11 protein-coding genes are annotated in these 12848 nt (G+C 73.3%); 5 read left to right on the top strand and 6 right to left on the bottom strand.

Annotated elements, in window-relative coordinates; translation table 11 throughout:
* The first annotated feature begins 279 nt into the window (after positions 1–279).
* Complete coding sequence (locus tag HNR21_RS21975; protein ID WP_182706685.1) at positions 280–1776, top strand: sialidase family protein; 1497 nt, start codon at positions 280–282, stop codon at positions 1774–1776.
* Between the two features lie 76 nt (positions 1777–1852).
* Here the strand turns inward: HNR21_RS21975 and HNR21_RS21970 are convergent, their stop codons facing one another.
* From HNR21_RS21970 to HNR21_RS21945, 6 genes are all read right to left on the bottom strand, one after another.
* Positions 1853–3535, bottom strand: a complete 1683-nt coding sequence (locus HNR21_RS21970) for an acetyl-CoA carboxylase carboxyltransferase subunit alpha (RefSeq protein ID WP_182706684.1) — start codon at positions 3533–3535, stop codon at positions 1853–1855.
* Entirely contained in the window at positions 3535–4416 is an 882-nt protein-coding gene (locus HNR21_RS21965; RefSeq protein ID WP_119730327.1) for an NAD(P)-dependent oxidoreductase, read from the bottom strand. Before HNR21_RS21965 ends, HNR21_RS21970 begins: the two co-directional genes overlap by 1 nt.
* Positions 4417–4424: 8 nt before the next feature.
* Complete coding sequence (locus HNR21_RS21960) at positions 4425–4799, bottom strand: TcmI family type II polyketide cyclase (protein ID WP_119730326.1); 375 nt, start codon at positions 4797–4799, stop codon at positions 4425–4427.
* On the bottom strand, positions 4799–5545 hold the full coding sequence (locus HNR21_RS21955; RefSeq protein WP_119730325.1) for an SDR family NAD(P)-dependent oxidoreductase: 747 nt from the start codon (positions 5543–5545) through the stop codon (positions 4799–4801). Before HNR21_RS21955 ends, HNR21_RS21960 begins: the two co-directional genes overlap by 1 nt.
* Before the next feature lie 242 nt (positions 5546–5787).
* Positions 5788–7410 carry an outer membrane protein assembly factor BamB family protein gene (locus HNR21_RS21950; protein ID WP_182706683.1) on the bottom strand — a complete coding sequence of 541 codons (1623 nt, stop codon included), beginning with the start codon at positions 7408–7410 and terminating at the stop codon, positions 5788–5790.
* A 230-nt stretch (positions 7411–7640) separates the two neighbouring features.
* Positions 7641–8363 (bottom strand): permease prefix domain 1-containing protein, encoded by a 723-nt coding sequence (locus HNR21_RS21945; RefSeq protein ID WP_182706682.1) that lies wholly within the window; start codon positions 8361–8363, stop codon positions 7641–7643.
* 382 nt (positions 8364–8745) lie between these two features.
* Between HNR21_RS21945 and HNR21_RS21940 the strand changes: the two genes are divergently transcribed.
* From HNR21_RS21940 to HNR21_RS21925, 4 genes are read left to right on the top strand one after another with little or no spacing between them, the layout of a single operon-like run.
* Positions 8746–10026: an NTP transferase domain-containing protein gene (locus HNR21_RS21940; protein ID WP_182706681.1), complete on the top strand. Its 1281-nt coding sequence runs from the start codon at positions 8746–8748 to the stop codon at positions 10024–10026.
* Between the two features lie 11 nt (positions 10027–10037).
* Positions 10038–10715 (top strand): PIG-L deacetylase family protein, encoded by a 678-nt coding sequence (locus HNR21_RS21935; protein ID WP_119730320.1) that lies wholly within the window; start codon positions 10038–10040, stop codon positions 10713–10715.
* 14 nt (positions 10716–10729) lie between these two features.
* Positions 10730–11632, top strand: a complete 903-nt coding sequence (locus HNR21_RS21930; protein ID WP_119730319.1) for a hypothetical protein — start codon at positions 10730–10732, stop codon at positions 11630–11632.
* 29 nt (positions 11633–11661) lie between these two features.
* Positions 11662–12843 carry a nucleotide disphospho-sugar-binding domain-containing protein gene (locus HNR21_RS21925; RefSeq protein ID WP_182706680.1) on the top strand — a complete coding sequence of 394 codons (1182 nt, stop codon included), beginning with the start codon at positions 11662–11664 and terminating at the stop codon, positions 12841–12843.
* Positions 12844–12848: the final 5 nt, after the last annotated feature.

Raw genomic sequence — 12848 nt, 5'->3', positions numbered from 1 at the left:
ACATCTCCTCTCCCGGGACGGCGCCGCTGCCGGGCCGACCCCGAGGACTCACTCGGGACGCCTCATGCTCTCCGCGCCGGTTCGCGACCGGGTCGAGACGTGCTGGACCGGGCCGATCGAGCGGCGGTGGTACCGGGTCGAGAGGTGCTGGAGCCGCGGCCGCCGGCGGTGCGCCACGGCCCGACCGCCGGGGCGCGCCGGGCGACCTCGAGCTGTGCACCAGGTGCGCACCAGGGGGTGCGGCGACGATTTCGGCAATCCCCAAGTTTCGGAGATGCCATGCGTAAAAGACCGTTTCCCCTGATCACGATCGGAACCGCCTGGGCGGCCGCGCTGGCGCTGGTGCCGACGGGCACCGCCGCGGCGGCCGTGCGGGCCGGCGGTCCGCACGGCGGCCCGCACGGCACCACCGCGATCTCGGGCACCTCGCCGTTCACCGCGTGCACCGCCGACCACGGCTTCGACGAGATCGACCTGTCCACCGAGGTGGAGCCGTGGCTGGCGGTCAACCCCCGCAACCCGCGCCACCTGGTGACGATCTGGCAGCAGGACCGCCGGAGCTACGGGAACGCCCGCGGCATCATCGCCGGGGTGAGCCGTGACGGCGGCCGCACCTGGCGGCAGGTGACGCTGCCCGGCTTCACCCAGTGCAGCGGCGGCACCCACAACCGGTCCGGCGGGCCGTGGGTCAGCTTCGCCCCCAACGGCGACCTGTACGCGGTGGCCTCGTCGTTCAGCTGGCCGGGAGAGTCCGCCGTCCTGGTGGCCAAGTCCACCGACGGCGGCGACACCTGGAGCGAGCCGGCCAAGGTCATCGGGGACGACATCGCCCACGCCTGGAACGACAAGCCGTCCATCACCGCCCACCCGCGCGACCCGCGTCAGGTGTTCGCGGTGTGGAACCGCCGGGTCATCCCCACCGACGAGCACGACACCATGCTCGCCCGCAGCCGCGACGGCGGCCGCACCTGGGAGGAGCCGGTGTCCATCTACCGGTCCGAGCGCGGCCACCAGGCGACGATCGGCAACCAGATCGTGGTGCTGCCCGACGGGTCGCTGGTGAACGTGTTCGTGGAGAACGAGTTCCCCATCGGCGGCCCGCCGATGCCGCCCGCCGACCTGCCGGAGCGGGTGCGCGTCGTGCGCTCCTCCGACGGGGGGCGGACCTGGTCCCCGGCGGTCACCATCAGCGAGCACGAGCTGAACGCGCCCAAGCTCCCCGACGACGGGACCTCCCCGGTGCCGCAGCCGGGCATCATCCCCGACATCGCGGTCAACGAGCGCACCGGCGACCTGCACGTGGTGTGGGCCGAGGACGGGCTGTCGCGCAGCCGCAGCGCCATCGGGTACGCGGCCTCGCGCGACGGCGGGCGCACCTGGACCCGGCCCCGGAAGATCAACCAGACCCCCGACAGCGAGCCGGGCGGCAACGGGCAGGCCTTCCTGCCGCAGGTGGACGTCGCCGGCAACGGCACCGTGGCGGTGACCTACTACGACTTCCGCCGCAACACCGACGCCGCCGGGACGCCCACGGACCTGTGGATGGTCACCTGCAACGCGGGGGCCGCGTGCCTGGCCGGCAAGCGCCCGTGGCGGGAGCGGCACCTGGCCGGCTCCTTCAACATGGAACGGGCCACCAACTGGGACGGTCCCTACCTCGGCGGCTACTACGCGCTGACGCACTCCCCGGGCTGGTTCCTCTCGGCGTACGTGGCCACGACCGAGCGGCCCGACAACAAGCAGGACGTGTTCTTCACCCGCACACCGGCGCGCTAGCCGAAACGGCGCACAACGAAAGTGCCGCGGTCATCGGAGACGATGACCGCGGCACTTTCTCGGTGCCGGAGGAGGATCACCCGGCGGAGCCGTACCGGCGGAACCGGTCCCGCCGCTCCATCACCAGCACCTGCGGGGAGCGGTCGGCCAGCTCGTCGAGCATCTCCAGGATCGCGGCGCGGACCAGGTCGGCGGCCGCCGCCGGGTCGCTGTGCGCGCCGCCCTCGGGCTCGGGGACGACCGCGTCGACGATCCCGTGCCGCAGCAGCGAGCCGGCGTCCACCCGCAGCGCCGCCGCCGCCTGCGGCGCGGCGGCGGAGTCCTTCCACAGGATGGACGCGCAGCCCTCGGGGCTGATCACCGAGTAGACGGCGTGCCGCAGCGCGAGCACCCGGTCGGCGACGCCCAGGGCCAGCGCGCCGCCGCTGCCGCCCTCACCGGTGACGACCGCCACGATCGGCACCGGCAGCCCGGACATCAGCCGCAGGTTCTCGGCGATCGCCACCGCCTGGCCCTGCTGCTCGGCCTGCAGGCCGGGGAAGGCGCCGGGCGTGTCGATCAGCGTGACGACCGGCAGCCCCAGCTTGCCGGCCAGCCGCATGAGCCGGGCCGCCTTGCGGTAGCCCGCCGGGGTCCCCATGCCGAAGTTGCGCACCGCCCTGTCCCGGGTGGTGTGGCCCTTCTCGTTGCCGATGAACATGATCGGCCGGCCGTCGAGCCGCCCGATGCCGCCCACGATCGCCGGGCAGTCGCCCGACATCCGGTCCCCGTGCAGCTCCTGGAAGTCCTCCAGCAGGTAGCCGGCGTAGTCCAGGGTGGTGGGCCGGTCCACGTTCCGGGCCAGCTGCACCGCCTCCCAGGGGTCGCCCGCCGGCACCTCCTCGGGCACGCGGAACAGCCGCGCCGGCGGCCGTTCCCGGCCGTCCCGGCCGCCGGCCCGCCCGGCGTCCAGCAGCCGGGCCAGCACCGGCCGCAGCTGGGGCCGCGGCACCACCCCGTCGACCAGTCCCGACTCCAGCAGGAACTCCGCGGTCTGGAAGCCCTTGGGCAGCCGCTCCCGGATCGTCTGCTCGATCACCCGGGGGCCGGCGAAGCCCATCCGCGCGCCCGGCTCGGCCAGCACGATGTCGCTGAGGGTGGCGAACGAGGCCGCGACACCGCCGTAGGTCGGGTCGGTGACCAGGGTGATGGTGAGGACGCCCGCCTCGTCGAGCGCGGCCATCGCCTGGCTGGTCTTGGCCATCTGCATCAGCGACAGGGCGCCCTCCTGCATGCGCGCCCCGCCCGAGGAGGTCACCAGCAGCAGCGGGGTCCGCTCCAGCAGCGCCAGCTCCGCCGCCGCGGCGATCCGCTCCCCCACCGCGCAGCCCATGCTGCCGCCGAAGAACCGGAAATCCATGATCGCCGCGATGACCGGCCGGCCCTGGACGGTGCCGCGCAGGCACACCACCGCCTCGTCGGGGCCGTCCGCCCCCCGGGCGCGGGACAGCGCGGCGGCGTAGGAGGTGCGGCCGTCGCTGAACTCCAGCGGGTCGTCGACCACCCGCGGGGCGGGCAGCGTCTCGATCGAGCCGGGGTCCAGCAGCTGCGCGGCGCGCTCCTCGACGCCCATCCTGCCGTGCAGCCCGCACGACGGGCAGACGCGCAGCTCGCGTTCGTAGCGGGCGGCGTAGACGAAGCCGCGGCAGGACGGGCAGCGCAGCCATTCCGGCTCCGGCCGCAGCTCCCGCGCCGGCGCGGTCTCCTGTGGAGCCGTCATCACCGCCCCCCTTCGCCGGATCCCAGCTCGACGATCACGGCGGCGTCCTTGTCACCGTCGTCGGCCGCCACCACCTCGGCGAACCGCCGGGAGGTCAGCTCGATCAGCGGCAGCCGGGCGCCGTCGGAGGCCTCGGCGGCCAGCCGCAGGTCCTTGGCCATCAGCCGGGCCCGGAACCCCGCGGGCTGGTAGGCGCGGGTGCGCATGAACTCCGCGCGGAAGTTCAGCACCGGGGAGCGCCAGCCGCTCTTCTGGATGGCGGTCAGCAGCGTCTCGCGGGGGATTCCGGCCTGCTCGGCCAGGACGACGGCCTCGGCGAGCCCCGCCGTCATGACGCCCAGCAGCGCGTTGAACGCCAGTTTCAGCGCGGTGGCCCGGCCGGTCTCGCCGAGGTGGAGCATCCCCTGCCGGCCGAGGGAGCCCAGCAGCGGGCGGACCCGTTCGACGTCCTCGTCCCGGCCCGCGGCGAACACCCGCAGGTCGCCGGCCTTGGCCATCGCCGGGTTGCCGATCACGCAGGCCTCCACCCGGTGCACCCCGAGGGCGGCCAGCCGTTCGGCGGCGGCGCGCGCGTACTCCGCCGACAGCGTGGACATCTCGATCAGCGTGGTGCCCGGCCTGAGCCGGGAGGCCATCTCGCCGAAGACGACCTTCTCGACGGCCTCCTCGTCGCTCAGGCTGACCACGACGACGTCGGCCTCGGCGGCGGCGTCGGCCGGGGAGTCGGCCGCGCGGGCGCCGGCCTCGACCAGCGGCACGGCCTTGGACCGGGTGCGGTTGTAGACGACGACGTCGTGGCCGGTGGCCAGCAGGCGGTGGGCGATCCCGCCGCCGATGCCGCCCAGCCCGACGACCGCGGTGACCGTGTTCTCGGTGGACATGCCGCCCCCTACGCCGGGTGGGTCTCGACCGACAGCTGGGAGACCGAACGCATCAGCGCGTTGCGGAAGTACGCGCCGAACGCCTCCGGGGTGCTGGTGTCGCGCTGCTCGACCAGGTACGGCGCGAGCCGCTCCTCGATCTGGTGCACCCCGGGCTGGGTCGCCATCTTCCGCGCGATCGCCACGAAGTCGCCCTCGTAGTGGATGACCCGCACCATGACGTCGTCCTTGACGAACACCCCGGTGCCCAGCAGCCTGCCCACCACCTGGCCGTTCTCGTCCAGCAGGTCGGGGGTGTCGACCCGCTGGAAGTCGGCGAAGATCTCGGCGATCGCGTCCTCGTTGCCGGGCTTGACCCGGTAGGTGATCGCTGCGTACGGCATCACATTCCTCCATCCACGTTGAGGGTGCTCCCGGTGATGCACCGGGCGTTCTCGCCGGCCAGGAACAGCACGGCGCCGGCCACGTCGGCCGGGCCGGCCAGCCGGCCCAGCGAGGTCATCGCGCGGACCCGGTCGAGCATCCGCGCCGGCAGGTGGGGATCGTCGGGGTCCTCGACCAGCCCGGGGGCCACGGTGTTGACCCTGATGTCGCGCGGCCCCAGCTCCTTGGCCAGGGAGGCGGTCAGCCCGATGACGGCGGCCTTGGCCGCGCCGTGGTGCGCCGCCCCGGGCCTGCCGCGCAGCGCGCTGGACGCCCCGACGTTGATCACCGAGGCGCCGGGGGCCAGCAGTGGCAGGACCGCCTGGGTGACCAGGTAGTAGGCGGTGACGTCGACGTTCAGCACCCGCTCCCAGTCCTGCGGCGGCAGGTCCTCGAGCGCTCCCGAGCCGTCCACGCCCGCGTTGTTGACCAGGACGTCCAGCCCGCCGAGCGCGTCCGCGCACCGCTCGGCCAGCCGCCGGACGTCGGCCTGGTCCGTCACGTCGGCGCGGACGACCAGCGGCACCGGGACGCCCTCGTCGGCCAGTTCCCCGGTGAGGGCGTCCGCGGCCTTGGCGTCCCGGTGGTAGCACGTCACCACCCGGGCTCCGGCGCGGGCGAAGGCGCGCACCGTGGCCCGTCCTATCCCCTTGGTCCCTCCGGTGACCAGGACGCGTCTGCCGTCCAGGGCTGTACCGACCGACACCAGTCCACCTCCGTGCTCTGTGGCCTCCCGCCGGGCGGGGGCGTCCGTGACCAGCCTCGGTGCGGTGGCTGGCGGCGGGCTGGAGGCGCGGTGGAGGCCCCCGGGCGCGCCGGACGGGGCACGGCCGCAGGGGCGGGGCCGCAAAGGCGGAGGCCCCCGTGCGCCTGACGGCCGGCGCTCGGGGGCCTCCTCGGCGAGACCAGGACGGGGGCACACCCGGCCTCACCGCATTCCCGGATCGGCTACGGCTTGAAAGCCAGCAGCACGTGCCCGGGAATGCCCATGGTGAGCTGGTAGCCCGCGTTGACGTAGAGCATGCCGTGCGAGACCACCGCACCACCGTTGCCCGAAATCGATCCGCCCGGGCCGGACAGACCGTTCACCCCGGTGTACATCCGGACGGCGTCGTACACCCACAGCGTCTCGCCGGTGCGAGCGGAGTAGATGCGCATCTTGCCGTCCTCGCCGCCCTCGTAGACCAGCCCCGGGGTGGAGGTGACGGCGGAGATGTTGCCGAGGATGCAGCGCGCCGGGTCCGGCGGCGGGTCGATCTCGATCGGGTCGGCCGCGCCTCCGGTCTCGCACGCGTCCGCCGGCAGCGGCGAGCGCCAGTTGATCTCACCGGTGTCCGGGTCGAGGGCGAACAGGGTGCCGGGGCTGGCCCGCCAGGTCGCCACGTACAGCTGGTGGCCGTCGTAGCTGGCGCCCCACTCGATGCCCCGCCAGGGCTCGTTGTGGGCGGGGATGGACAGCTGCGTCTGCCAGACGATCTCCCCGGTCCGGGCGTCCAGCACGTGGTAGATGCCCGACTTCTGGGTGATGCCGACCAGGGTGCGGCCCCGGCTGGTGAACAGCAGCGGGGAGCCGACGTCGTGGTCCATCTCGTCCTGCAGCTCGTCGCCCAGACCCGGGCACGAGCCGCCGGGCGGCAGCGGGATCAGGCAGCGCACCGTCCAGGTGTCCGGGTGGGTCATCTGGCGAACCCAGCGTTCCCGGCCCGTCCTGAGGTCGAGGGCCACGATCGAGTCCGAGCGGCCCTCGGTGCCGCTGTAGTTGTTGCCGGTGCCGAAGTAGATCGTGTCGGTGCGGGCGTCGATGGCGGGGGTCGACCACACCGAGCCGCCGGACGGGGCGTACTTGGGGGTGCCGTTCGGCCAGGTGCCGTCGCGCCGGACCGGGGGCATGGTGCGGTACGTCCAGTCGATCTCGCCCGTCCGCGCGTCCAGCGCGACCATCTTGCCGCTGAACGTGCAGCAGGGGTACGAGTCGTCGCCCGCCACGCTGTACTCGTAGCTGGACACGCCGACGTAGACCTTGCCGCGGTGGTGCACCGGCGACCCGGTGATCAGCGCGTTGGGGTGGTCGTCGATCTCGGTCATCCAGGCGAGCCGGCCGGTGTGCCGGTTCAGCGCGAAGATGTTGCCGCGCGAGTCGCCGAAGAAGACCTTGTCCCCGGCGACGGCGGGGCCGTCGCGGACCGGGTTCTTGGCGAACAGGTGGCCTTCGGGCGGTGCGACCTCGCCGGCGTGCGGCCGCAGGTCGAACACCCACCGGGTGGCCCCGGTCCGGGCGTCCAGGGCGTAGAACCGCGAGTCCGGGCCGCCGACGTAGAGGGTGTCGCCCACCCTCGCCGGCTGGCTCGCCGTGGCCCCGGTGTGGTTCGGGAACACGAAGGCCCAGGCGAGCTTGAGGTTCTTCACGGTCTTCGGGGTGATCCGGCGTTCGTGCGGGTTGTGCCTGCTGCCCCTCGGGTCGTGGTTCCAGGCAGTCCAGTCCCCGAGGGCGGGATTCGTCGCGGCCGTGGCGGGCGCGGGGCCCGGGGCCGCCGCCAGGGCCGCCAGCAGCACCGCGACCAGGACCAGCACGGGCCCGGGAGCGGTGCGCCAACGTCTGAGACGTCCCGATGGCGCGAGGGGGGTCATGGCGACCGACCTCCTGATGGATATCAAGGCGCCCTACATGTAGGGACTCTACATATATGCCCGTCGGGCGGCAACGCCGGCCCAGCGGGACTTCAGTCGGGCACCAGATCGGCCGGGCGCCGGCCGTCCGGCCGGCGCCCGCCGTTCAGCGCGCCCTGATCAGCGCACCTTGATCAGCGCGCCTTGAGCGGCGACGGCATCGGCACGATGCGCAGGCAGCGCCATGCCGAGCCCAGCACGTAGCAGGTCGGGATGATCCACACCAGCAACTGCTGCACCGCGCCCATGAGGCTCAACGTCTGCTGGAACATCCCTGGAACCAGCGCCACCAGCAGCAGCGCCATGACGGTCTTGGCGACCAGGGCCACGATCGCGAACAGCCCGACGCCCCACACCATCCCCGGCCGCACCGGGACCCGGCGCCCCAGCCAGCTGAACGCCGCGATGGCCAGCGCGCCCACGATCACCGTGACGTACTGGAAGACGTCCAGCATGTGGGCGAGCAGCATGTACCCCTCGCCGGGAGAGAACCGGGGCGGCGCGGCGACCGGCTCGTTGGTCCAGATGAACTGCGCGATGAGCGCCTGGATCACGATCAGGAAGGACAGCAGCCAGGCGGTGCGCCGGCCCTGCGCGAAGTTCAGCTCGCGCTGCAGTTGCGGGGCGATCTCGGCGACCTCGCCGAAGTCGGCCACGGCCCGCCGGCCGGCCGCCTCCCGGTCCAGCCCCGAGTCCAGATACGCCTCGACGGCGTCGTCGAGGCCGTCGCCCAGCTCGTTGAGGATGTCGACCTTGGCGCCGGCGGGTCCGCGCAGCTCACGCCGCATGTCGGCCAGATAGCGGCGCACCGCCGGGGGCCGGTCACCACGGACGTCGTGATGCACCCTGCGCAGCATCGACCGCACCTTGCCACCTCCGCCGCCACGTGGCCGCCCCTGCTCCGCCCCAGAGCATGCCGATACGCCCCCCATCATCTCCCATGCCGATCGAGCCCGAAACCACAAATGTCACCGAAAAGGAGCCCGGACGCCCGATGAGCAACCACAAAGAATATATGTAGGCTTTCTATCTATAAGGGCGTGCGCATCCGCCGCCACCGGCAATCGTCCCCCGCCATTTCCGGGTCCGGCCGCGTCGCCGGAAAGCCGCGCCGGGGCGACGGCGCCCCCCGGGGGGACGGCGGCGTACCGGGCCGCGAGGGGTCCTCGATCGGGGCACGAGCCGCAGTGACCACTCTCATCGCGAGTGCGACGACACCGCGACGGGAGGAGGCGGCACATGAGCCGACCTTCATCGACCAGGACGGTCCTGTTCTGTCCCGAGCCGGCCCGGGGCGGGCCGGGGCCGCTGATCGGACTGGCCGGGCGTTCCATGGTCGGGCACGTCCTGCAGGCGGCCGGTGCCGGCGCCACCCACCTGACGGTGGTCGGCGCCGACGACGAGGTGGCCGGTCACCTCGAGCAGACCCCCGGGCTGAAGGCGCCGGACCGCCGCGCCGGCAGGATCGTCGAGGCGCTGGCCGACGACGCCGGCGCCATGATCACCGTGGTCGTCAGATCCGACACCCCGCTGCTCACCCCCCCGACCGTGGCGCGCCTGGTCGAGCCGGTGCGGACGGGCGGGTACACCGCCGCCTGCCTGGGCCCGGCCTGGGCGTTCCGCAGCGCGGAGCTGTCCAAGGCCCTCGACGGCGGCGTACGGGACTCCGCGGACCTCGACGAGGTGATGGCCGACGTCGTCGACGCCCTGGAGACCTCCGGCCATCCGATCGCCACCGTGTCGGCGCCCGACGACGACCTGCTGCAGGTCACCGACCAGATCGTGCTGGCGCGGGCGCGCGCGATCATGCGCGACCGCCTGCTGCGGCGCTGGATGGCCGAGGGCGTCACCGTCGTCGACCCCGCCACCACCTGGATCGACGCCGACGTGGTGCTCACCTCGGGGGTCACCCTGCTGCGCAACACCGAACTGGCCGCCGGCACCACGGTCGGCGCCGGCTGCGTCATCGGGCCGGACACCACCCTGGTCGGCACGCGGGTCGGATCGGGCACCCGGATCCGCAGCTCGACCTGCGAGTACGTGCGGATCGGGCCGGACAACAACGTCGGCCCCTACTCCTACCTGCGCGGCAACACCACGTCCGGCCGGGGCGTGATCATGGGCTCGCACGTGCACATCAAGGCGGCCACCATCGGCGCCGGCTCGTCGGTCCCCCACTTCGCCTACCTGGGCGACATCACCATCGGCGAGCGCAGCAACATCTCCGGGTTCTCCGGAACGGTCAACTTCGACGGCAGGCAGACCCACCGCACCACCGTGGGGGACGACGTGATGATCGGGGCCGGGACCATCCTGGTCGCGCCGATCGAGGTCGGCGGGGGCGCCTACACCGCGGCGGGCTCGCTGCTCACCCGCGACGTTCCGGCCGGGGCGCTCGCCCTCACCCGGATCCGCCAGGAGCACATCGAGGGCTGGGTGGAGTCCACGATGCCGGACAGTCCCGCCGCGCAAACCGTCCGGCGGCTCCGGCTGGAGCACGACGGGCACGACGAGGACTAGGACGCGACGCCATGGCCATCCCCACCGTACTGGCGGTCTTCGCCCATCCCGACGACGCGGAGCTGGCGTGCGGCGGCACGCTCGCCGGATTCCGCAACGCCGGCTACGACGTGCACATCGTCGCGATGACCGACGGCTCCAACAGCTCCTCCCCCCGTTCCGGGGACCGGGTCGCCGAGGCCGCCGCGGCCGCCTCGGTGATCGGCGCCACCATCACCGTGGAGGACCTGCCCGACGGCGAGGTGCGGATCGCCGCCCCCACCTACGCCAAGATCGAGCGGCACATGCGGGCGCTGGCCCCGTCGGTGGTCATCACCCACCACACCAGCTCGCTGCCGCTGGACGACCACCAGGACCACCACGCGACCGGCGTGGTGGCCACGATGATCGCCAAGCGGGCGGTGACCCCGCAGCTGATCCTCCAGGGCGAGCCGCCGGTGCTGAACTCCGGGTTCGTCCCCAACTTCTTCGTGGACGTCACCGAGTACATGCCCAAGAAGCTGGTGGCCGTCGCGCAGTACCAGTCCGAGGCCGCCAAGCCGTACATGAGCGAGCAGGCGCTGCTCGCGCGCGGCCGGTGGTGGGCCCGGCAGGCCCAGGTCCACGAGGCCGGCGAGGACGCCTTCTTCGAGGCCTACCAGCTCATCAAGTGCCGTTCGACCGCTCCTCATCTGCTGATGAACCTGTGAAAGGAAGTGCTCACATGACCACCGGTCACAGCCAGGCGATCACCAGGCGCTCCGCGCTCGGCGCGGCCCTGCTGGGCGGCGCCGCCGTGCTGGCGCCCGCCGCGGCGGGCCTCGGACGCGCCGAGGCCGGCACCCGGGGCCTGCCGCACCCGCCCGTCCTGCCCATCACCCTGGCGCCCGAGGGCTTCGAGTTCCCCGGGCCCAACCCGCGCCCGGCGGGGATGGTGACCCTCAAGGTGGACACCCCCGACCCGGCCGGCCGGTTCATGGGGCTCGGCGCCACCCGCAACGGCATCACGTTCGAGCAGGCGATGTGGCTGTTCTGGCAGAGCATGTCGGAGGACCCGGCGGTCGCCATCCCCGCGCTGCAGGCCCTGTACCGCGACGTGGAGTTCTTCGGCGGCGCCGGAGTGTTCCCGGCGACCAGCCCGCTGTCGGTCACGATCGACCTGCCGCCGGACACCTACTACGGCATCGAGGGAGAGCACTTCCGCCAGCTCCAGGTCACCGGCCCCCGCCGGCACACCCGGATCCCCAGGATCGACGGGGTCATCCGCATGGTCGAGCGGGACGGCCGCTCCAGGTTCATCACCCCCCGGGTGATGCGCGCCCGGGGCACGTACCTGGTGGTGAACCAGTCCGCGCAGCCGCAGGAGGCGGTGTTCTGCGGGGTCGCCCCCACCACCACCGAGCGGACCGTGCAGGACTACTTCGACGCGGTGGCCGCGGGCCAGAACCCGCCCAACCCGCTGCTCACCCAGGTCGGCGGGCTCATGGCCATGTCGCCCGGCCGCAAGGCGATCCTCAGCTTCGACTTCCCCCCGGGCCGCTACAGCGTCCTGTCGTTCTACCGCAACCCCAACACCGCACGGAAGATCGCCGAGGAGGGCATGCACCGTGTGGTCGAACTCCGCTGAGCCCGCCCGTCACGACCGGAGGTGATCCCGTGCGCGTCCTGCTGGCCACCTGGCCCACGCCCTCGCACTACTTCTCCATGGTGAGTCCCGGCTGGGCCCTGCGCTCGGCCGGCCACGACGTGCGGATCGTCAGCCCCCCGGGCGCGGAGGGCGCGGTGCTGCGCTCGGGGCTGACGATCTCCATCACCGGCCCCCGCCTGAACCCGGCCGCCGCCTGGAAGGGCTTCGAGATGCGGCCGGGCGCCGGGGTGGACGAGGCCGAGCACGAGCGGGAGCGTTCGGCCCGCGCGTTCTCCATGTTCGCCGCCGGCGCCCGCGAGATGGTCGACGAACTGGTCGCCCTCGCCCGGAGCTGGCGGCCGGACCTGGTGCTGTACGAGCCGCGCATGTACGCGGCGCTGAAGGCCGCCCGCGACCTGGGGGTGCCCGCGGTGCGGGTGCTGCCCGGGCCGGACTACACCTACACCCGCCTGGCCGACGAACGCGAGCAGCTCGACGAGCTGTGGAAGGAGCTCGAACTGGAGGACGCCGACCCGCTCGGCGACCTGACGCTCGACCCCTGCCCGCCGAGCCTGCAGGTCGACGACGGCGGGACGGTGTCGCGGCTGGGCGTGCGGAACGTGCCCTACAACGGGTCGGCCGTGGTGCCGCCCTGGCTGTCGGAGCGGCCCGCCCGGCCCCGCGTCTTCATCAGCCTGGGCACGATGGTCGCGACGCTGCTGGGCAGCATGAACTTCGTCCACGACACCATCTGCGCCCTGGCCGGGCTGGACGTCGAGGTGCTGGCCGGGGTCTTCTCCGACCAGCGCGAGCTGCTGGGGGCGGTGCCCGGCAACGTCCGGCTGGTGGAGGACATGCCGCTGCACCTGATGCTGCCGACCGTCGACGTGGCGGTCCACCACGGCGGCTCGGGCACGCTGCTCACCACCGCCGCCCACGGCGTCCCCCAGCTGGTGCTGTCCTCGTTCGGCGACACCGTGCTGGCCGCCCGGCAGATCGCCGGGACGGGCGCCGGCAAGGCCCTGCGCGCCTGGGACGCCACCCCGGACCGCGTCTGCGCGCTGGTCGGCGAACTGCTGGAGACGCCGTCGTTCGGCGAGGCGGCGACCCGGCTGGCGGAGGAGAACGCCCGCCGGCCGGCCCCCGCCGCGATCGTCGGCGCCCTGGAGGAGCTGGCCGCCAGGGCGCCGGTCGGCGCGGGCGCCGGATGAGGGGG

It is taken from the genome of Thermomonospora cellulosilytica, from assembly GCF_014138835.1.
Classification (GTDB): Bacteria; Actinomycetota; Actinomycetes; order Streptosporangiales; family Streptosporangiaceae; genus Thermomonospora; species Thermomonospora amylolytica.
This window is presented reverse-complemented; position numbering and strand designations above follow the sequence as displayed.

Bases quoted from the DNA above. Each gene is read 5' to 3' on its own strand.
- HNR21_RS21975 (WP_182706685.1), top strand. From the start codon at position 280: ATGCGTAAAAGACCGTTTCCCCTGATCACGATCGGAACCGCCTGGGCG.
- HNR21_RS21970 (WP_182706684.1), bottom strand. From the start codon at position 3,535: ATGACGGCTCCACAGGAGACCGCGCCGGCGCGGGAGCTGCGGCCGGAG.
- HNR21_RS21965 (WP_119730327.1), bottom strand. From the start codon at position 4,416: ATGTCCACCGAGAACACGGTCACCGCGGTCGTCGGGCTGGGCGGCATC.
- HNR21_RS21960 (WP_119730326.1), bottom strand. From the start codon at position 4,799: ATGCCGTACGCAGCGATCACCTACCGGGTCAAGCCCGGCAACGAGGAC.
- HNR21_RS21945 (WP_182706682.1), bottom strand. From the start codon at position 8,363: ATGCTGCGCAGGGTGCATCACGACGTCCGTGGTGACCGGCCCCCGGCG.
- HNR21_RS21940 (WP_182706681.1), top strand. From the start codon at position 8,746: ATGAGCCGACCTTCATCGACCAGGACGGTCCTGTTCTGTCCCGAGCCG.
- HNR21_RS21935 (WP_119730320.1), top strand. From the start codon at position 10,038: ATGGCCATCCCCACCGTACTGGCGGTCTTCGCCCATCCCGACGACGCG.
- HNR21_RS21930 (WP_119730319.1), top strand. From the start codon at position 10,730: ATGACCACCGGTCACAGCCAGGCGATCACCAGGCGCTCCGCGCTCGGC.